Annotated in this window: 19 protein-coding genes; 10 read left to right on the top strand and 9 right to left on the bottom strand. The window is 54.7% G+C overall.

Features of this window, described 5'->3' with window-relative positions; translation table 11 throughout:
• Positions 1–45 precede the first annotated feature (45 nt).
• Entirely contained in the window at positions 46–2,040 is a 1,995-nt protein-coding gene (locus O2S87_RS07355) for an ATP-binding protein (RefSeq protein WP_475408150.1), read from the top strand.
• Between the two features lie 36 nt (positions 2,041–2,076).
• Here the strand turns inward: O2S87_RS07355 and O2S87_RS07350 are convergent, their stop codons facing one another.
• A complete protein-coding gene (locus tag O2S87_RS07350; protein ID WP_475408149.1) occupies positions 2,077–4,656 on the bottom strand; it encodes a GmrSD restriction endonuclease domain-containing protein in 2,580 nt (859 codons plus the stop codon).
• A 341-nt stretch (positions 4,657–4,997) separates the two neighbouring features.
• On the opposite strand from O2S87_RS07350, the gene O2S87_RS07345 reads away from it, so the two are divergent.
• From O2S87_RS07345 to O2S87_RS07335, 3 genes are read left to right on the top strand one after another with little or no spacing between them, the layout of a single operon-like run.
• Entirely contained in the window at positions 4,998–6,230 is a 1,233-nt protein-coding gene (locus O2S87_RS07345) for a tyrosine-type recombinase/integrase (protein WP_475408148.1), read from the top strand.
• A gap of 55 nt (positions 6,231–6,285) precedes the next feature.
• Positions 6,286–6,438, top strand: coding sequence for a hypothetical protein (locus tag O2S87_RS07340; protein ID WP_475408147.1), 153 nt, complete (start codon positions 6,286–6,288; stop codon positions 6,436–6,438).
• A gap of 33 nt (positions 6,439–6,471) precedes the next feature.
• Complete coding sequence (locus O2S87_RS07335; RefSeq protein ID WP_475408146.1) at positions 6,472–6,882, top strand: DUF8104 domain-containing protein; 411 nt, start codon at positions 6,472–6,474, stop codon at positions 6,880–6,882.
• Between the two features lie 11 nt (positions 6,883–6,893).
• Here the strand turns inward: O2S87_RS07335 and O2S87_RS07330 are convergent, their stop codons facing one another.
• Positions 6,894–7,892: a Cdc6/Cdc18 family protein gene (locus O2S87_RS07330; RefSeq protein ID WP_475408145.1), complete on the bottom strand. Its 999-nt coding sequence runs from the start codon at positions 7,890–7,892 to the stop codon at positions 6,894–6,896.
• 204 nt (positions 7,893–8,096) lie between these two features.
• Here O2S87_RS07330 and O2S87_RS07325 point away from each other — a divergent pair, with 204 nt between their 5' ends.
• Positions 8,097–8,861, top strand: a complete 765-nt coding sequence (locus tag O2S87_RS07325) for a Cdc6/Cdc18 family protein (protein ID WP_475408144.1) — start codon at positions 8,097–8,099, stop codon at positions 8,859–8,861.
• Between the two features lie 344 nt (positions 8,862–9,205).
• On the opposite strand, the gene O2S87_RS07320 is transcribed toward O2S87_RS07325, so the two are convergent.
• Both O2S87_RS07320 and O2S87_RS07315 read right to left on the bottom strand, forming a co-directional pair.
• Entirely contained in the window at positions 9,206–9,796 is a 591-nt protein-coding gene (locus O2S87_RS07320) for a hypothetical protein (RefSeq protein WP_475408143.1), read from the bottom strand.
• Positions 9,797–9,846: 50 nt separating this feature from the next.
• The gene (locus tag O2S87_RS07315; protein ID WP_475408142.1) at positions 9,847–10,827 is read right to left on the bottom strand and encodes an alpha/beta hydrolase; all 981 of its coding nucleotides are present in this window, start codon (positions 10,825–10,827) and stop codon (positions 9,847–9,849) included.
• A 136-nt stretch (positions 10,828–10,963) separates the two neighbouring features.
• Between O2S87_RS07315 and O2S87_RS07310 the strand changes: the two genes are divergently transcribed.
• The 3 genes from O2S87_RS07310 to O2S87_RS07300 all read left to right on the top strand — a co-directional run bounded on the left by O2S87_RS07310 (position 10,964) and on the right by O2S87_RS07300 (position 14,266).
• A complete protein-coding gene (locus O2S87_RS07310; RefSeq protein WP_475408141.1) occupies positions 10,964–12,400 on the top strand; it encodes an NAD(P)H-hydrate dehydratase in 1,437 nt (478 codons plus the stop codon).
• Entirely contained in the window at positions 12,393–12,893 is a 501-nt protein-coding gene (moaC, locus tag O2S87_RS07305) for a cyclic pyranopterin monophosphate synthase MoaC (protein WP_475408140.1), read from the top strand. Before O2S87_RS07310 ends, moaC begins: the two co-directional genes overlap by 8 nt.
• A 212-nt stretch (positions 12,894–13,105) precedes the next feature.
• Positions 13,106–14,266: a glutathione-independent formaldehyde dehydrogenase gene (locus O2S87_RS07300; protein WP_475408162.1), complete on the top strand. Its 1,161-nt coding sequence runs from the start codon at positions 13,106–13,108 to the stop codon at positions 14,264–14,266.
• A 34-nt stretch (positions 14,267–14,300) separates the two neighbouring features.
• Here O2S87_RS07300 and O2S87_RS07295 read toward each other — a convergent pair whose 3' ends face one another.
• Complete coding sequence (locus O2S87_RS07295) at positions 14,301–14,450, bottom strand: hypothetical protein (protein ID WP_475408139.1); 150 nt, start codon at positions 14,448–14,450, stop codon at positions 14,301–14,303.
• Positions 14,451–14,602: 152 nt separating this feature from the next.
• Here O2S87_RS07295 and O2S87_RS07290 point away from each other — a divergent pair, with 152 nt between their 5' ends.
• A complete protein-coding gene (locus O2S87_RS07290; RefSeq protein ID WP_475408138.1) occupies positions 14,603–14,755 on the top strand; it encodes a hypothetical protein in 153 nt (50 codons plus the stop codon).
• On the opposite strand, the gene O2S87_RS07285 is transcribed toward O2S87_RS07290, so the two are convergent.
• Entirely contained in the window at positions 14,752–15,864 is a 1,113-nt protein-coding gene (locus O2S87_RS07285) for a CobW family GTP-binding protein (RefSeq protein ID WP_475408137.1), read from the bottom strand. The two genes, O2S87_RS07290 and O2S87_RS07285, sit on opposite strands and share 4 nt — an antisense overlap.
• Positions 15,865–16,110: 246 nt before the next feature.
• Here O2S87_RS07285 and O2S87_RS07280 point away from each other — a divergent pair, with 246 nt between their 5' ends.
• Positions 16,111–16,428, top strand: a complete 318-nt coding sequence (locus O2S87_RS07280) for an RPA12/RPB9/RPC11 RNA polymerase family protein (RefSeq protein ID WP_475408136.1) — start codon at positions 16,111–16,113, stop codon at positions 16,426–16,428.
• Positions 16,429–16,519: 91 nt separating this feature from the next.
• Here the strand turns inward: O2S87_RS07280 and hflX are convergent, their stop codons facing one another.
• The 3 genes from hflX to O2S87_RS07265 form a co-directional block, all read right to left on the bottom strand.
• Positions 16,520–17,824 carry a GTPase HflX gene (hflX, locus tag O2S87_RS07275; RefSeq protein WP_475408161.1) on the bottom strand — a complete coding sequence of 435 codons (1,305 nt, stop codon included), beginning with the start codon at positions 17,822–17,824 and terminating at the stop codon, positions 16,520–16,522.
• Between the two features lie 132 nt (positions 17,825–17,956).
• Complete coding sequence (locus O2S87_RS07270; RefSeq protein WP_475408135.1) at positions 17,957–18,682, bottom strand: ribosome assembly factor SBDS; 726 nt, start codon at positions 18,680–18,682, stop codon at positions 17,957–17,959.
• Positions 18,683–18,738: 56 nt separating this feature from the next.
• On the bottom strand, positions 18,739–18,924 hold the full coding sequence (locus O2S87_RS07265; RefSeq protein ID WP_475408134.1) for a DUF7576 family protein: 186 nt from the start codon (positions 18,922–18,924) through the stop codon (positions 18,739–18,741).
• Between the last annotated feature and the right edge of the window lie 26 nt (positions 18,925–18,950).

Genomic DNA, 18,950 nt, shown 5'->3' with positions numbered 1-18,950 from the left:
TGGCCTTACGGGATATAGTAGAGTTCTGGTTAGCACCTCTTTTTCATGGATCGATCTGGAGAAGGGTTAGTTGATTTTGCGAAGCGGAATGGGGTGTTGGATGATCCGGAGGTACGTCGACTGGTATTGGCAGCCGGTGTTTCAGGCAATGAGAAATTGCAGAAGGCGGCCTCGAAAGCAGTCGTCGGTAAGTCGATTCAGCATTTTCAGTATCCGTTTAGGCCTGAACTCAGCAGTGGCAGTATTGAGTTGGGCAGAACGTTCGATGGAGGACTGTTTCGATTGGAAGAGGATGGTTTGACGCGGCATTTTCTCGCGGTAGGCCAGTCGGGTAGTGGTAAGACTACGTTGTTCTATAATCTATACGAGGAGTTGGGGTGTCCGGCTTGGTTTTTTGATTTGAAGCGGGATTACCGTCATCTCTCGGAGAAGCATGAGTTGTTGGTGTTGCCGTGGAGTGAGTTTCGGTATAATCCGTTGAGGCCTCCTGAGGGTGTTTCTCCGAGGAGGTGGGCGCAAGTGTTCAGCGAGATCTTTGGTCATGCGACCGCGTTGCTTTCGGGGTCGAAGAATTACCTGTTGAAGAAGGTCATTGAGTTGTATCGTTTGTATGGTTTGTTTGATGGTGTTTCAGGGCCGTACCCGAGTCTTCACGAACTCGAACTATTGATCAAGAGCGATAAGATGAATTATGTCCGTACATCATCGAATTACCGTGACCGGTTGCTGAATCGGTTGGAGGCGATTAATTTGGTTGCGGGTAAGGTGTTTGACTGTAGTCAGGGCCATTCTATCGAGGAGTTGTTGGAGAGGGATGTGGTGTTTGAGTTTGATGGTGTGAGCCGTGACTTGCAGAATTTGTTGATGGAGTCGTTGTTCGCTCAGGTGTACGAGTATCGGTTAGCAGAGAATAATCGAGGTGAAAATTTGCGGCACGTGTTTTTCTTGGACGAGGGTAAGCAGGTGTTTTCGGTGTACAAGGAGCGTCAGGATGCCTCGGGTATTCCAGAGATCGATCAGTTGACGGCGAAGATGCGGGAGTTCGGTGAGGGCTTGGTCGTGGGTGATCAAGAGGCCTCGAAGTTGACCGATTCGATTAAGGCGAATACGTATACGAAGGTGTTGCTGCCTATGGGAGACCGGAAGCAGTTTGACGCGTTGGCAGGGTCAATGAATTTGTCTGAGCGGCAGAGAGAGTTTGCTTCTGAGCTCGGTGTCGGTGAAGCAGTAATCCAGGTCGGTAATGGTAGCCCAGTCCCGGTCTCTTTGAACGATTACGGCTTAAAAAAGGATCTCAGTGACTCCAAATTAAGCAGTCGGATGAGTGAGGAGTGGAGCCGGTTATCGTATACTGAGCGGCAACGTTCTGCTGCTTTCCGAAGCGAAGTAGCCCCCGGTCGATCAGAAGAAGTTGAGGAGCCTGAGATTATTGATGATCCTCCGGAACAGGTCGACCTCTCCAGTGATGCTGATCGGTTCCTAGAAGACGTGGTGGAGAACCCTTTCAAGCCGTTGACGGAGCGGTACGAGCGTTTTTCCAGTCGGTACAAGGGAAACAAGGCGAAGGACGAGCTCGTCGATAACGGAGTTCTATTCGAGCGTCAAGTGAAAACAGACGAGAGTCAGAGAAAACTCCTTGAACTAACAGACAAAGGCAGAGACTATGCAGAAAATGTGTTAGAGTTGGAGGCGAAACATAGGGGTCGTGGAAGCGTTGTCCACCGCTACTGGCAAACTCAGATCAAGGAGGCCTTCGAAAACCAAGGCCACCACGCGTTCCTTGAGAAATTCGATGCAGATGTCTACGTCAACATGGGAAACACGGAGTTAGTAGTCGAGGTAGCCATGGGAAACAACGCCCGAGAAATCAAGCACCTACGGAAACATCTTGACCGAGGATTCACGACGTGGATCGCTGCCAGAAATCAGGAGATCTTGGAGGGATTGGAGCAGAGAATACAGGAGCAAGGCCTCAACGCTGATCAAATAGTATTTCGGCTGGTTCGGGACTTCAATAGACCTGAGAATTTATCGAGTTAGGGTGTTCGGCGGTTTCGGCATATCGGAATATAGTAGTTAGATTACTTTTTGTACTTCGTTCCAGTTTTTGAGTATGTTGTCGCCTTTGGTCCACCAGTCTTCGAATGGTGGTCGGGAGGCTGCCTTTGTGATTTCAGCGTACTGGCCTCGTCCAATTGTGTTGATGGATGGAATATTGTAGGCGTGGTTCTCAGAGATTAGCCATCGATCGTGGATTTCGCCTGCTGTTTCTCCTGAAATGACCCGCATCTCGGCCTTTACTCCTTTCTCTTTGAGTTCTTCTTTGAATCTCTCAAAGTCTCCTCTGAGGTTATGGTCAGTTTGAGCGGTTCCGGTGAGGATACGGACTTCGTCGACATCGTCGACGTCTATCTCTTGAATGATGTATTCCAGCCCCTTTCGGGTGAAGTACTTGTCAAACCAGTAGACGTAGGAGTCTGATTTACGGACAAGCTCTCGCATATTCATTTCGTTGGTGAACGGTGTTTCTGGTGAAAGCGTTCCAGCACCTCCCGTTATGTCTTCTTCCCCGGTTACTTCTTCCAACTTATTTAATATCTGTTGAGCTCTGTAGTTCAGGAACCGGTCGTAGTCGTTGTCCATCAAGCCCGATTCATTCAGATTCGGGATCAAGTGGGTTTCAAGCGAGTCTTCGAGCTGAGGATTGTCGATCTCGCTCAAATACTCTTTTGGTGAATCGCTGAAGTCTGAGGATTTGTTGATGTTTGCTGAGAGGAACATAATATTCGCTATACTGTTGATCATCTCGTCCTCAACGCCTTGGGTCCGTAGATAGTTGCGTGGGAAGATGTGGTGCATCTCCGTCTGCTTGTATTTGGAGAAGTTATCGTGAGATACGGGAGCGTTGTTCACAGGGTTATCCGGGTTCTCACTGGCGAACAGGCAGATTATGGTTTTGACGAAAGCGTTTCTCAGAGAATAGTTCTGGTTGATGATGTCGTCGACGGTTCTCCGGATGTAACTGTACTGGAATTCGACTGGATCTTCTTCGACTATCTTTTCTATCGATTGACCGTCTTCTTCCAATTTGCTGGCGACGGCAGAGTCGAAGCGGTTAGAAATAGCAGATTTCCAGAACCAGCGGATAAGCTTCTGTTTCTGCTCTTGGCTTGGCTCTTTATTCCCCATCAGGTAGAAGAACCGACTAAGAGGCACGATTTGTGCAGGGTATGGGAGAAGATTCAGAGTTGGGAGGCTTAGGTTGTTGTGTAAGAAGTCGATTGATTTTTTAATTGACTCCACAACGTTTTCCCACTCTTCTTTGACCGCTTCAGTATCCAGTCCAAGAATGTCTTGTCGACGGCAACGTCCGGCGATATTCAGGGAAACTGATTGTAGTATGGTTATGTCAGGCAGATCTTCTCCGATTTCGTCTTTGAATTCAGCTAGTTCATCCCGTAGATTGAATTCTTGGCCACTCCAAGTCTTGGCGATCATTAGATCAACGACAGTCAGAGTTTGGCCCTTGGTGTTGATCCGTTCGAAGATGTCACAGACTGCTTCCCAGTCAGCTTTGTTAGTGAGTATAATCGAGAAGTCGTAGTCGTGGAAGACTTTTCTCAAATGGTTCAGTTTTCCTCTACGATCTTCAGGGAACTGAGATAGATATTCTATATCTAGTTCTCCCCGATCCACAAGAATTCGTTCTAAGGGAATGAACCGCGATTCTATCTCTTCCTCGATTATTCTAATTTCATCAAGAGTGGCTTTTCCTGAGTCTGTGATGTAGTATCCGCCGTCTTCCTTTTTGATTAATTGTAGTGTCCGTAGCCAGCGACAGCGTCGAGCGAACTGTTGGTAGGCTGTGGTGGTAGAGCCTCCGTAGATCTCTTGGAAGTCCGGTTTAGCTTCGTTGCGAGTGATGCCAGGACTTTCTTGAATCAGTTCGAGGGTTTCCTTGATGAACTTTGATTGGTTGACGAGGTTGTTTGCGACGTATTGGTAGTCGCGGTTCTCCAATGCGTGTTCGCCATCTGGTGTTAGTCTATAACCGTTCTCGGTCTCTGCGAGAATATTAATATCTGCTAAGCTGCTAAGGAATTTGTCTAGAGGGTTATCTCCAATATCTAGATTTTCTTGGACTTCATCTAGAGTTGAGTCTTTCACCCCCTCTAAGACCTGTATCAGCATATCCTCGGCCTTGACTCCTGGTACAGAGTACATACTCTTTTTCCGGTCTCGGATATCCCCTTCCAAGATGAATTCTTCCTCTTCTAGGTCGAATACAACGTCTATTTCTTTCTCCCCGCCCTGCATTTCCAGTTCATCGCTTTTGGCGGCGTAGTAGAGACTTTTTAGCCTTTGCTGGCCGTCTACCACGAAGAATCGATACTTGAGGTTCGAAGAGCCAGATTCGTTGTCTCCAATAGGAGCAGAGTACGTGAAGTCCTCGTTAGTAACCCAAAAAATCAGGCTGCCAATAGGATACTTCTTGTAAATACTGTCGAGGAGATCTAGGATCTTCTGCTCGTTCCAGACAAACTCTCGCTGGAATTCTGGTATGTGAATGCTTCCTTCATCAATACTCTTGATTAGTTCTGCATAGCTGAGATCGTCATTCGCAATGTTCCCCTCTTCGGGGATCGTGATGTCCATTGTATGAACAGTAACTCGGAGATTACTTATTTTATTCTTTGGACCAACATTACGCAAGAGAAACAAGCCAAGGGAAATTGTCGAGATCAACGTTCGTATCTGAATTCTTATTCAGGGAACTTATTTAAAAATTCTAAACCAATCTTCACTTGGAAAATCAAACGAAGGAAGGAGAGGCGAAAAGCACGGCAAGCAGAACGCTTGAACCGCTCATATCTAGGCGGGTCCTGCCATTCGATCAAGGGTTCAATGGTTAACCATTCGAATCCATGTTTTTTCGATCAACTGAAACCGTGTCTATCGGATTCTCCTTCTTAATTCAACAGTGAAACTCTAGAACTATGTCAACCACAGAATACGTGAATGTAAACCGCGATCTCAACAATTTATCTAAAACCACTATCAACTCTGACAATATTCAAGCACTCCACGATTTCGTGAACCACTGCGCTGCCGAAGGAATCAGTGAAGTCCAACAATCACGGCTTCTCTGGTCTTGGAAGACGATGCTAACAAAATTCTCGCCCACAGATTTCACGATGCGCGGAGCTGACGAAAATGAATTAAAACAGATTCTTGCAGCAGTCAACCGCAGTGACTACGCTGACTCAACTAAGGTCAAATTCAAGACCGCTGTAAAGAAGTTCTACCGTATCGAGAACGGAGGTCATGAGCAACCGGAAAAAACTCTGTTCTTCAAAGTCGGTAAAGAGCAGTCTTCGATCAGTAGAGAAGATTTGTTCACAGAAGACGAATTGAAACGACTGTTCAGCAGCTTCTCCCGTGTTCGTGATCGGGCTTTTACAATGATGATGTATGAGTCTGCAGCACGGCCTGGCGAACTCTTAGCCCGGAATATTGGAGATTTCACCTCGGATAGCAAAGGAGATTTCATCTATCTGGAAGGCTTGAAAGGTACACCTGATCGGACGAATCAAATGGTTCGTTCCGGTAGGGCTGTTCGTGAGTGGCTTATGCAGCATCCTCTTGGCGGCGAATTAGGTGATCTGAAGGATCCGAGTGCTCCGCTATGGGTGAAGATGGGCCAACAGAAATGTACTCGATGTGGTGATATTCCCCAGCAGCACAGTGAGAACTGCGACTACGACCCTGATCTCTATGATCGGTTGCAGTACAGGAATTTCTACAAAATGTTCAAGAAGGCCTGCAAAAAGGCTGATATCCCTGAGAATAAGACTCGGCCCTACAATCTGCGGCATACTCGTTTGACTGAGGTGGCGACGTTCATGGGTTATGAGCAGTTGAATAAGTTCGCTGGTTGGAAACCAGGAAGCGACCGAGCTAAAGTCTACGTCCATCTCAATAATGACGACGTCAACAAAGCCATCAGAGAACAATACGGTTTATCGGGTTCAGAAGATGAGGAGAAGGAGGTTCAGTGCCCGTTCTGCAGCACAGTCAACCAATCAGGTCACAGTGAGTGCCGGACGTGTGGAAGGCCTCTCTCATTGCAAAGCGGGTCCGAGAAAGAGGAGAAACAGAACGTCTTGGAGCGGTTGTCGGAGCTGGAGGAGAAAGGTGTCTTGGATAAATTGGATCAACTTGATCTCTAACGAACACCGGTCTCTCCCAGGGTTAAATCAATCCTCTTTGACTAATTATGGATCTATGAGGATTGCATCTGGCGAGGTTTTCGAGGCGGAAGAACTACTGGAAGAAGTGGAGTCGTGGACTGAGGTAGAGATCGAGGAACTGCCCCAGTTCTATAGGAAGAAGGCAAGGGAATACCGAGAATGGCTTACGCAGCAAGGCCTGGAATAACTGGTTTACCCATCCTTCTCGTTATTTCCTTGGGTGAGATACTTCGACTACGATGACAGCGTTGGGGGAAGCAGTTTCCCCTTAGATGATTTTGATGTCGACGAGTTCCTCGAAGAGTCTCAAAGCCAGGAAGAAGAACGGTTAGAACGCGAGCTGGAGCAGATTTTTGAGCAGCTCGAAGAACGCGACCGGATCCACGAAGAGGCCTTGACCGAGTTAGAATCTAAACTCGACTGGTACATCGACCGATTAAAAGACCTGTACTTGAGGAAGCGTGACGAGGGCAAACCCGAGTTGAAAAGCCGGATCAAAGAATTCTACCGCGAAATCAGACGGGAGAAGCGGGAGAGGTGGCGTGACCGCCAACGCTTGGAGAAAGAACGCCGCCAACTACGGAAAGAAATCAGAGGGATCGTCGACATAGATCTTGAAGACCTATTGTAGTTGTCTGCTTTTCAATCAGTCAAGCGAATTTCTCTTGTCTTGCCTTTGGAGCCGCCGTAGTGGTAGTCTGCCGTGATTAGATTGAGTTGCTCTAGTTGTTTGAGATAGTCGCTGACCCGCCGGTTTGAAAGAGGATTTTGGGTTTGCTCTTGGTATCGTTGGTAGATTGATCCTGTATTCGTACTTCCCGAGCTTTCAGAAGCGAGTTCTGCGGTTATTTTGTAGAGTTGTCTGTGAGTCTGGGAGAGGCGGTCATGCTGTTTTTCGATGTATTGTCTGCTCGCTTCTCTGCGAGTCTCTTCAATTAACGATTCGGTGATCGTGTTATCCGCATTTTTTGCGGCGGTTCGGAGCCAGGTTAATCCTAGGCTCATATTCTGTGTGTTGGAGGCAATGTGTTGCAGGGCTTCTTTTTGTAGGGTCTGCGGCTTCAGTGATTTTTCTGCTCGATCAGCCAGTATTTCGTATACTTGATCTGGGTTGTAGGGTTCGAATGCGAGCTGCTTCGGGAGTAAACTGCTCAGTGTTCTTTCTTCTAGTTCGTTACTGAGATCTGCATGGTTGGCTGTGATCAGTATTAGGCCAAGATCTGCGTCTAATCGGGAAAGGAAGTAGAGTAGGTCGTCGGCATCATTCAGCAGCAGAAAATCGAGATCGTCCAATACGATGATTGTCTCAAGTACCTCTATTTGTTTTTGTAATCGTCGTTGGAGTTCTGAAGTGTGATGCCCGGTCCTTACAGGTTCACGCCCTACCTTTTCTAGTATCTGTTTCAGGATTTTGTACTGAGTATCGTATTCGAGGCAGTTGATGTAACAGGTAGTGGCGGTTGATTCTTTCACGGCGTGGTTTATGAGACTGGTTTTTCCTATGCCGTGTGATCCGTGTATGTGGATGTTCTGGAGTTGTTGAACTGCTGTTTGAACCTGTTCTAATTCGGCTTCTCGATGTAATAGCTCAGTAGGCTGGAATTCTCTTTGCAGTGGTTCTGGGTTGTGGATGACACTCATAATGGTATAATTGGTGACTCGATAGAGGCATTGTTTTGAGATGAGGGTGTTTCGCTTGATTAAGTTTCAGATAACAGATTGTATTATTCCCTATAGAAGTGTGGTGTGGTAGCACGTTTTGAAACATTTGTTTGGCCTTATGTGGATATATAGGGGGGTGATGTATCGTTGTTTGATCAAAGGGATCAGTCGCAGAAGCGGGGTGTGCTGCGTTCGGAGTCGTATCTTACTGATGGTTATGTGCCTGAGGAGACCGTGGGACGAGAGGCCGAGATTGAACGTATCGCGGACGCTGTTAGACCGTTGGCCCGTCGACGTACTCCGAGTAATCTCTTGGTGTATGGCCCAGCAGGTATGGGGAAGACCACCTGTGTCAGGTATGTCATGCAGAAGCTAGAGGAACAGGTATCGGTGAAAACGGTGTATGTCAATTGTTGGCAGTACAATACTCGGCCTTCGTTGTTGACTGAGTTGTTGATTCGGCTGGGCTATCCTGCACCGCGTAAAGGCAAACCGATTGATGAACTGCTTTCTAAGCTTAGAGAGTGGCTGGATAAGAATCGGAGTGTAGCTCTAGTTTTGGACGAGTTTGACCAACTCAGTGACCAGACCGAGGTCGTCTATGATCTTCAATTATTGAATATGGAAGCAGAGAACTCGATTGCTGTTTTGATGATCTCGAATCAGAGTCCTTCACGACTGAATTTGAATTCTCGTAGCCGGTCACGGCTCAATCATGATACTCTCGAATTCGAACCGTACACTGCTTCCCAGATCGCTGGGATACTCGAAATGCGGGTCAAACAGGCCTTCCATCCTGGAACCGTCTCCGAAGAAGTCATACAAAGAATTGCTGAGCAAGTAGCAGAAACTAGTGGAGACTGCCGAAAGGCCTTACAGATCCTACTGCAGGCTGGGAGGAAGGCAGAAAAGCATGACCAATCGAAAATCTCGATACAAAATCTATAGCCTCCTTGTTAATCGATCTGGATGGGTGCTCAACCTCTTTATTTCGACAATAGAGGGCTCGGGTTAATAGTCGGTCTACAAGGACGCGTCCCCGCATTTTTATTGAGGAAGCGGTGTAATACTACTTCAGCGGAGCATAGCCTCTAACAAGGGAAAACACGTGGACTGAAGCACGATTACCAAGCAAACATATTAATGGCAACGACAGAAGCCGTCGAAAAATACGGTTTCAGACCTCGATATGTCAGATTGTCTTGGTAAGGACGAGAGCCCGGGTTCAAATCCCGGCCTAGGCTTGTCCATTCTCGTCGACGAGCATTATTTCACATACGACCATTTCACGGTTACGTCGTCGTCTCGACACACGACATCAGTAGTTCGATTATCGCTTGGTCGTGATCCGTGTTCGAAAAGAGCCGAACAGAGCCGCTACGATAGAATCCCACGGTGATCTCCGCGCCGTCTTCGAGCCGGAGGCGGGTTAAGAGATACGAGACGTTCGAGCCGTACTTGTCGAGCAGCGAACGGGCCGTTTCGGTGTCGTCGACGGTCAGATAGCAGTTCCCGTGGGTGTTGGCTTCGAGCGAGAAGTCGGTGATCCGTAGCGCGGTTATCTCCACGCCGACCTCTTGGTCGGCCAACCGACTCGCGATTGCTGGCAGATCGAAGCCCGTCTTGTGGGCCTCAAACTCGGTGACAACCTCGTTGAGTCGATCGAGCACCGTCTTTGTAGCCTGTTTGTCTGCGTACACTTCGAGTCGGCTGCGTTCGAAGTCGACGCGAAACGGAATACTGCTGGTTTCGGTGACCTTCTTTGTCACCGTTTCACCGGCAGTCGCATCGTACGAGCTGACCTGAATCGACTGGGTCGTAATCAGCTTGGCTGCAACAACGCTGTCGCTCACGTAGGTAATATCGAAATCACTCCGTCCCATGCTGTCTTTCTCAGTCTTCCTCTTTCCATCTCACCGTGCCCACCGATGTATCAGTCGAACGCCTTCCAAAGCGCCTCGCCCACGCTCGCCCGCACGTCAACCGCGGCCTCAACGCCCTCGAAGGGATCGGCCAGTCGTCGCATGTTGGCAAAGTCGTGGATCATGTCGTCGTAATGCAGGTGCTCGACGTCAACGCCAGCGTTCTCCAGTGCGTCGATGTAGGCGAACCCCTCGTCACGTAGCGGATCGTAACCGCAGGTGACGACTGTCGCGTCGGGCAGCTCCGAAAGTACTCGCTCGGGCGCACGCAACGGCGACGCCCGGAGGTTCGCGCCGTCGACATCCCCCCGAAGATAGTGGTTCCAGAACCAGACCATCGCCCGCGCGGTGAGGAAGTAGCCATCGGCGTTCTCGTCGTACGATTGGGTCTCGAACTGGTGATCGGTCACCGGATACAGCATGGCCTGATGGTCGATCTCGGGCGTCCCGACCTCTTTTTCTGCGGCCATCTGTGCTACCACCGTCGCCAGAGTCCCGCCCGCGCTCTCACCGGCGACCGCCAGTCCGTTCTCGCCAGCGATCTCGTCGGCGGTCCATTTCGTCGCTTCGTAGGCGTCCTCGACGGCGGCTGGGAAGGGGTGTTCCGGCGCTTTGCGGTAGTCGACCGAAACGACCACACAGCCGCTTTCGTTGGCCAGCGAGCGAGCCACGCCGTCGTGGGTGTCGAGATTCCCGGCGACCCAGCCGCCGCCGTGGAAGTAGACCGTCGCGGGGCGTTCGGCCTCTGGATCGGGGTCGTAGACGCGCACCGGGATCTCTCGCGCCGGAGTGTGGATCGTCAGATCCTCGACTGACGCGACCAGTTCGGGCTCGACGTCGGGCGTGAACAGGTCGCCGAGCGTCTCCCGCGTTTGTTCGGGCGACATCCGACTGATGTCTGGCTCGCCCATCTCGACGAGGGTATCGAGGACGTTGTTCGCATCAGTATCGAGCGCGTCGGCGCGCCGCTGGTCGACTGGTATCTCGGACATAACGTGGTCGCATGCGGCACCCGTTTCAATAAACGTCTATTGCGGCCGCCTCATCCGGTCGAACGAATAGGTCTATCGGCCTGTTTGCCTGCCCAAGGTCCCCTACAGTTACGGGTTCGGCCGTCCTAGCGGTCGTATGATCACAGCCGACCGCATGGCGGCCGTCGACGCCAACACCGCCGCCCTCGGAATCCCCCGCAAACAGTTGATGGAGTCCAGCGGCAACGCCGTCGCCCGTGTGGTTCGCACCGAAGTAGAGCCCGGTAGCCGGGTCGTCCTCGTCTGTGGCCGCGGCAACAACGGCGGCGACGCCTTCGTCGCTGCGCGGTTCCTCAGCGACTACGATGTCGAAACGGTCCTGCTGGGCCGCCCCGAGGCCATCGGTACCGCAATCGCCCGCGAGAACTGGGCGGCCCTCCGGAACGCCAACCTCCCGACGACGGCCGTCACCGATACCACCGACATCGACGATCTCGATCTGGAGGCCGACTGCATCGTCGACGCCATGCTTGGCACCGGCGTCACGGGTGCGCTCCGCGAACCCGAAGCGACGGCGGCGCGAGCGATCAACGCGACCGATACACCGGTCGTCTCGGTCGACGTGCCCTCAGGGGTCGATGCCGACACCGGTGAGGCTGCGGGGGTGGCGGTAGAGGCCGACCACACCGTCACCTTCCACGACACCAAACCGGGACTCGAATCGCTCGACACACGAGTGACGGTTGCTGACATCGGCATCCCGGAAGCCGCCGAGTTGTTCGTCGGGTCGGGCGACGTTCGGGGTCGAGCGCGTGCAGCCGAGAGCCACAAAGGCGACCACGGCGAGATCCTCATCATCGGCGGCGGTCCCTACTCCGGCGCGCCTGCCCTCTCGGCGCAGGCAGCCCTCCGCTCAGGGGCTGATCTCGTCCACGTCGCCTGCCCCGAGTCGGTCGCACCCGCCGTTCAGGGCTACAGCGAGAACCTCATCGTCCACCCCTTTGACGGCGACCGATTCGCCCCCGAGATCGTCGACACCCTCGTCGACCTCGCCGCCGAGCAGGATGTGGTGATCTGTGGTCCCGGCCTCGGTGCTCACGAGGAGCCGCTGGCGGCCATCGAATCGTTTCTGTCGGCCTACCGGGGTCGGGCCGTGGTCGACGCCGACGCGCTGTCGGTCGTCCCCGAGGTCGAGACCGACGCGACGTTGATCTGTACACCCCATCAGGGTGAACTGGTGAAGATGGGCGGCGAGACCGACGACGACTGGGAGCGCCGCGTCGAGTTGGTCGACGCGTTCGCCGCCGAAATCGGTCACACACTCCTTGTGAAAGGTGCCTACGACATCATCGCCGACGGCGAGGAAACGCGGGTGAGCCGGACAGGCAACCCCGGGATGACCGTCGGCGGCACCGGTGACGTGTTGGCGGGCGTCGTCGGCTCGCTGTTCACCGGCCGCGAGCCGCGGGCGGCCGCGGCCGTCGGCGCATATATAAATGGCCGTGCGGGTGATCTGGCGTTCGACGAGCAGGGGTACGGCCTCGTAGCGACGGACCTAATCGACTGGCTCCCCGAGGCGTTCACCAATGAGTGAAGATGCCGAGAGGGCCGACCGCGAGGAGCTAACGCACACCGATGAGACCGGATCGGTCCAGATGGTCGACGTCGGCGACAAGCCCGACACGAATCGTCGAGCGGTTGCCACCGGGCGGATCCGGCTTCAGGAGTCGACCGTCGACGCCATCGCGGCCGACGAACTTGGTAAGGGCGACGTGTTGGCAACCGCCCGAATCGGCGCGATACAGGCGGTCAAACACACGTGGGAGACGATCCCGATGTGCCACCAGATCCCGATTACGAACGTCGAGACCGAGTTTGCGGTTGCTGAGGATCACATCGAACTCACCGTCACCGTCGAAACCACGGGCAAAACCGGCTGCGAGATGGAGGCTCTCGAAGGCGTGACCACTGGGTTGAACGTCGTCTGGGATATGTGCAAAGCAGTCGAAAAGAATGACGAAGGACAGTATCCCTCGACGGCCATTCAGAACGTTCACGTCGTCGACAAACAAAAACAGCAGCGCTGAGATTTCTCGCCTGTCTTTGATCGATAAAACCGAACCGAAATCACTGACTGTTCGTCGTTATGCTGTTAACTGCGGGAGCTAACTAACAATCATTATACTTTCGCCATCGTCTGTTGTCATCGTATTATTTTACAATCTTGAATTATAGAGAAAATTATTCACAACCAGCGGGCCAACGTTTCTGTTGCGGAGAAAGGTGTTATCAAATGTCAATGCAAGCAGTCGTCTATCAGGGACCTCACGACGTCACAGTCGAGGAGGTCGACGAACCGACAATCGAACACGAAAACGACGTGGTTATCGACATCTCGACGACCGCAATCTGTGGGTCGGACCTCCATATGTACGAGGGACGAACCTCGGCGGATCCGGGCATTGTTTTCGGCCACGAGAACATGGGCATCGTCTCCGAGGTCGGCGACGCCGTAAGCACGCTCGAAGCGGGCGACCGGATCGTCGCTCCGTTCAACGTCGCCTGTGGCTTCTGTAAGAACTGTGAAAACGGCAAGACGGGCTTCTGTACCAACGTCAACCCCGGTTTCGCTGGTGGGGCGTATGGCTACGTCGCCATGGGGCCGTATAAAGGCGGACAGGCCGAGAAGCTCCGCGTTCCGTACGCCGATTTCAACGCGCTCAAACTCCCGGAGGGGGACGTCCACGAGGATTCGTTTTCGCTACTGGCGGATATCTTCCCGACCGGCTGGCACGGCACGCGGCTTGCGAACCTCGAACCCGGCGACTCGGTGGCCGTCTTCGGTGGCGGACCGGTCGGCCTGATGGCTGCCTACAGCGCTGATATCCAGGGAGCAAGTGAGATCTACGTCGTCGACCGTGTCCCCTCGCGCCTCGAACTCGCCGAAGACCACTGCAACGCGACGGCGATCAACTTCGAGGAGGGCGATCCAGTCGAGCAGATCATCGACGAACACGGCGCGATGGTCGACAAAGGCGTCGACGCCGTCGGCTATCAGGCGATTGACCCCGAGACCGATCCGAGCGACGACGCCTACGACCCGGCCCGCGAGAACCCGGCGGTCGTCCTCAACCAGCTGATTCAGGTGGTTCGACCAACCGGACAGCTCGGGATTCCCGGCCTCTATGTGCCGTCTGACCCCGGTGCACCCGACGAGATGGCCGCACAGGGTCGACTCGGCATCGACTTCGGGAAACTCTTCGAGAAAGGAATCAAACTGGGCACCGGCCAGTGTAACGTCAAATCGTACAACCGCGAACTCCGGGATATGATCATCTCGGGGAAAGCCGATCCGAGCTGGGTCGTCTCCCACCGCGTCGACCTCGAGGAGGCTCCAGATATGTACGAGGCCTTCGACAACCGCGAAGAAGGTGTGACGAAAGTGCTGCTCGAACCCTAAGGCCGAACCCGCCGAATGCTGATTTATTTATCCGCTAACTTCGGAGCCACGCGGTTGGGTGCTCGCTCCGAAGGTGGTCCTGATAGGCGGTCACGAGTCTGGCATACGATGTCTCGAACGTAATCCACTCGCAGTGTCGACACTCTCCAGAGAGGCTGCCCGTCGTGTGTGTGTTGCAATCCATAGATGCCCGATTGCCAGCCGAGACGCTCGACCGGCACTCGGTGAGGAGTTGGACGGGGTGTATATGAGTATATCGGCGTTCGTGATGCTTGTGGCCGTTGATTCATTACAACTGACAAAACCGATACGACTGTTGGCTGCCTACAGTGTTCCATGTGTCAGTACTGTGCCTACAGTTTCAGCGAAGGCTGGACGGCTCTGCTCGAATACGACGAGGTGTACCAAGCCTCGATGGGAGCCGAATCAGCGTCGACCCACGGCTTTCACGAGTCGTGGGACGAACTTCGCGGCGAACTCGAACTCTAACTTCCGGTCGACTGAATCGGAAACGGCGTCGCCGTCTTTTCGTCGACTGCGGCCTCCGGTTCGACCACACAGTCGTCCAGCCTGGCTTCGATCTCGCCTCGATCCATCTCGGTTCCGATGAAGACGAGTTCGGTCCGTGGCTCGTCGTCGCCCCACTCGCCGATCGGTCCGGCCTGCACCGCCGCCCCGGCTCGATTCATCCCGATCACCTCGTTGCTTCCGGCGACGTAGCAGACGCCCTTGGCGCGAATCACGCCCGCCGGTCGCTCGACGAGTCGGTCGGCCAGCGCGTCGGGATCGAACGGTCGGTATCGTCGGTAAACAAAGGAGTCGACGGCGTGGCGCTCGTGCTCGCCGTGGTCGTGGCCCTGGGTCCTGTCGTCGCGTGACTCCCGCAACGCGGCTTTCCAACCTATCGAATGGCTGGCCTCCGCATAGTCGAACCGGCCGGTGTCGACCACGAGCGCAGGGTCAATCTCGGCGTACTCGGTCGTTCGTATCTCGGCTCGTGGATTGAGTTCAGCGACGACCTCGCGAATCTCGCCAAGCACGTCGTCGGGTACTATGTCGCATTTGTTTATAAGCAGTACGTCGCAGAACTCCACGGACTGGACGAGCACCTCTGCGAGCGGTCGTTCGGGATCGCTCGCGCCGGTCGGAAGCGACGCGCCCGCGTCGAACTCCTTCCAGAAGCCGTATGCATCGAGCACCGTCACCATCGTATCGAGACGGACCGCCTCGCTTGGGTCGACGTCGGCTTTCGATTCTCCGGTAAGCGTCCGGGCGATCGGCGTCGGCTCGGAGATCCCTGAGGCCTCGATCACCAGCGCGTCGACCTCCCGAGTTTCGACGAGGTCGACGATTCCTTCGGCGAGATCGCCGTCGAGCTGACAGCAGATACAGCCGTTCGACAGTTCGACGAGCCCGGTCTCTGGATTCTCGCGCTCGATGAGGTCGGCGTCGACATTGACCTCGCCCATGTCGTTGACGACGACCGCGAGCTCGTAGCCGCGGTTGTGTTCGAGCAGGTGATTAACGAGCGTTGTTTTGCCCGCACCCAGCACCCCGCTGATCACCGTCACCGGCGGCCGACTGTCCGTGGGAGTCATAGTCTCTCTCGGTGTCCGATCCGCAAAAAGCTGCAGAGCCGTCGGTATTCATGATGGTCATCTCGTCCCGAGATTCTGAGCCATCTCTCCGACACCCTGTGATAAGCTGATAACTGTTTGATACGGTCGCACGTTGCCGCTTGCTTCTTCGATAGCTCAGGACAGCCAGCAGAACGCAGGTGCCTGAAATCCACGACGAATCGGAAGTTAACACATATATCCGACACCCGTGTATGGCTCGTTTATATGCAATTCTGTGGCGAGTGTGGTTCGTTGATGCATACGGCGGGCGACAGGTGGGTGTGTCGCTCCTGTGAGAACGCCGAGCCGCGGGACTCGCAAGCGGAAGCGGCGATGGCGACCCAGGACGGACAGCGAGACGACGGTGCACCCGCTGTCGCCGACGCGACCCAGGGTTCGGCTGAGACGATCCAAGAGCCCTGTCGGGCCGACGAGTGCGACAGCAACCGGGCCCGCTACGAGATGATGCCGAAGCCGGGCGGCTCCTACGAGGTTCGGTTGTTCACCTGCGTCGAGTGCGGTCACAAGTGGCGCGAGTCGTAATGCGGTTTGCTGTAGGAACGTACTCTCTTGCGACCCGTGCCGCGTACAGTCGGCTTCGCAAAAAGCATCGCTTCAAATCGAAAACGGGGCCTCAGGCCGACTCGACGGTGTTGAGTTCGGCGGCCTTCGCTCGGGCTTGTTCGATAATCGCCGGGCGGGCATCGAACTCCAACAGCACCTGTTCGGGCTCGTAGGACTCGGTCTCGACGTGGGCGTGGTCGTGGATCCACGAAACCAGGCTCATTGTTTCGTCGGTGATCGGCACCAATAGGCGTTCGTGTTTCCACTCCGGCAATTCGGCTTCGACGCGTCGACGGAGGGTGTCGATGTTTTCGCCCGTGTGACCCGAGACGGCGATGGGGTTCGGGGCGATTGCCGACAACGCCGCGATCTTCTCGTCGAGTTCCGCATCGGACAGTAGGTCGACCTTATTAAACACCGTGAGGATTGGGGCCTCGTTGCGCTCGTGCAGCGTATCGTGAGAGGTGACGAGCTTCTCGCGCATCTCCCTGATCGGTTCGCTGGCGTCGACGACGAGCAAGACGAGATCGGCCCGATACACTGACTCAAGGGTCGATTGGAAGGATTCGACCAGCCAGTGCGGGAGGTTCGAGATGAATCCGACCGTGTCGGTCAGCAGGATCTCGCGGCGTTCGAGTTCGGCACGACGTGTGGTCGTCCCGAGCGTCGTAAACAGCATGTCCTGGGATTCGGCGACCGTATCGAGATCCGGGTGTTTGTCGACGTTCTCGTCGACGTCGAGTTCGGCGGCCAGTTGCCGCAACAGTGTCGACTTGCCGGCGTTGGTGTAGCCCGCCAGCGCGACGAGATCGAAGCCCGACTCTCGGCGTTCGGCCCGTCGTTTTTCTTCGGTTTCGGCAATCGAATCCAGCTCCTGTTTGATGTTGGAAATCTGGGCTTTGATGTCGCGTTCGCGGCTCTCGTCGTACTCACCGAGTCCCATGAAGCCGGGGCGTTCATCGCGCTTGGCGAGGCTGGCTTTCGCGGCCGCTCGCGGGAGTTCGTAGCGGAGTTCGGCGAGTTCGACCTGGAGCTGAGCCTTTCGGGTGTTGGCCCGCTGGCCGAAGATGTCGAGAATGAGTGTAAATCGGTCGAGGACCTCGGTGTCCTCGGGGAGGGCCTGGCCGATGTTGAACATCTGGAACGGGCCAACCTCGTTGTCGATAATGACGGTGTCGGCGTCGGTCCGATCGACCAGCGCGGCGAGTTCCTCGATCTTTCCCTCGCCGAAACAGTAGGCGGGGTCCTCCTCGCGTGTCTGGGTGAGTTCGCCGACGACCGTGTAGCCCGCGGCCGCGGCCAGATCCCGAAGCTCGCTGAGATCGGCCGTCCCGCTGTCGACTCGTTTGGCAACGATCGCTCTCGTTGATTCCATCGTTCCCATCGTTCTCAGCGACCCTCCGGTTGATCGGTAGACTGCGGGAGTGTCGACGGACAGCTAGTTGTGAGCAGTGTGAACCACGTCCATGGAGTAGATTGGCTCGCCACGGTCAAGAATCCCTCGGCGTCACCGCGTTTTGATGTCGTCTTCGTCCTTGATAATCCGGGTTTCGGCCTCGCCGCTCGTCTCTTCGTTCACGAGGTCGTAGAACTCGTTTTGGAGCCCTGCAGGGAACGTCAGCACGCCAACCCACGAGCCGTCGGCCTGCCACTCTTCGCGTTCGAGTTCGCCGTACTGTCGGACCTTCGCCTGGCCACTGCCGGCGTACTCCGGTGGGAGTTGGACCGCGATTGTCACCTCGGCAAACCGGATCGGAATCACCGGCCGAAGCGCGTCGAGCGCCTCGTCGACCTGCGAGGAAACTGGCTGCATGGGATCGATTCGAAAGCCCGCTTCTTCGAGCGCGCGCTCGATCCGCTCGGGTGGGTGTGGCGCGTCGTCCATTTGGGGGTTGACCGCGTTGCGCGCGATGCGGGTGATGAGCTGTTTGCGCTTTTGTTCCTGCATTTCGCGGCGCTGGTCGGCGGTGATCTGGATCTCGCCGCGTTTGATCACCTCTGGGATGATCTCCATCGGATCGGTCGTCTCGAAGACGGTTTCGAGGTCGGTTTCGGCCGGTCGGTCGCCCCGCGAGGCATCCTCGAAGACGTCCTCGGCGGCGATCACGTCTTCGAGGTCGCCGTCGAACTCATCGCGTTTGATCTCCAGTGCGGCATCCGGGTCGACGAGTACTTCGAAGCGTGCGCCGTGCGATTCGAGGCGCGCGGTGACTGCATCCTCAAGCGAAATCATATCTGCTGATAGCGTCGCTGATGGTAAAAACTCTCCCCGAGCGCCGTTCGGATCGGTTACTGGGCTAGCCACTCGTCGCGGCACGAATCGCTGCAGAAATTGTGGTGGACAGCCTGTCCGTCCTCGACCGCCGGGACGACGCGGTGGGTGGGTGACTGTACGATCTTATCGCCGCAGCGATCACATGACGGCGCGTTTTCCTCTGTGACATCCTCGCCGAGATCGGACGTGGGATCGACCATACTGCCAAAAGAACGGTCTCGGTATG

It is taken from the genome of Halohasta sp. A2, from assembly GCF_056175805.1.
Note: the sequence above shows the minus strand (reverse complement) of the source record. Positions and strands in the feature narration are given on the sequence as shown.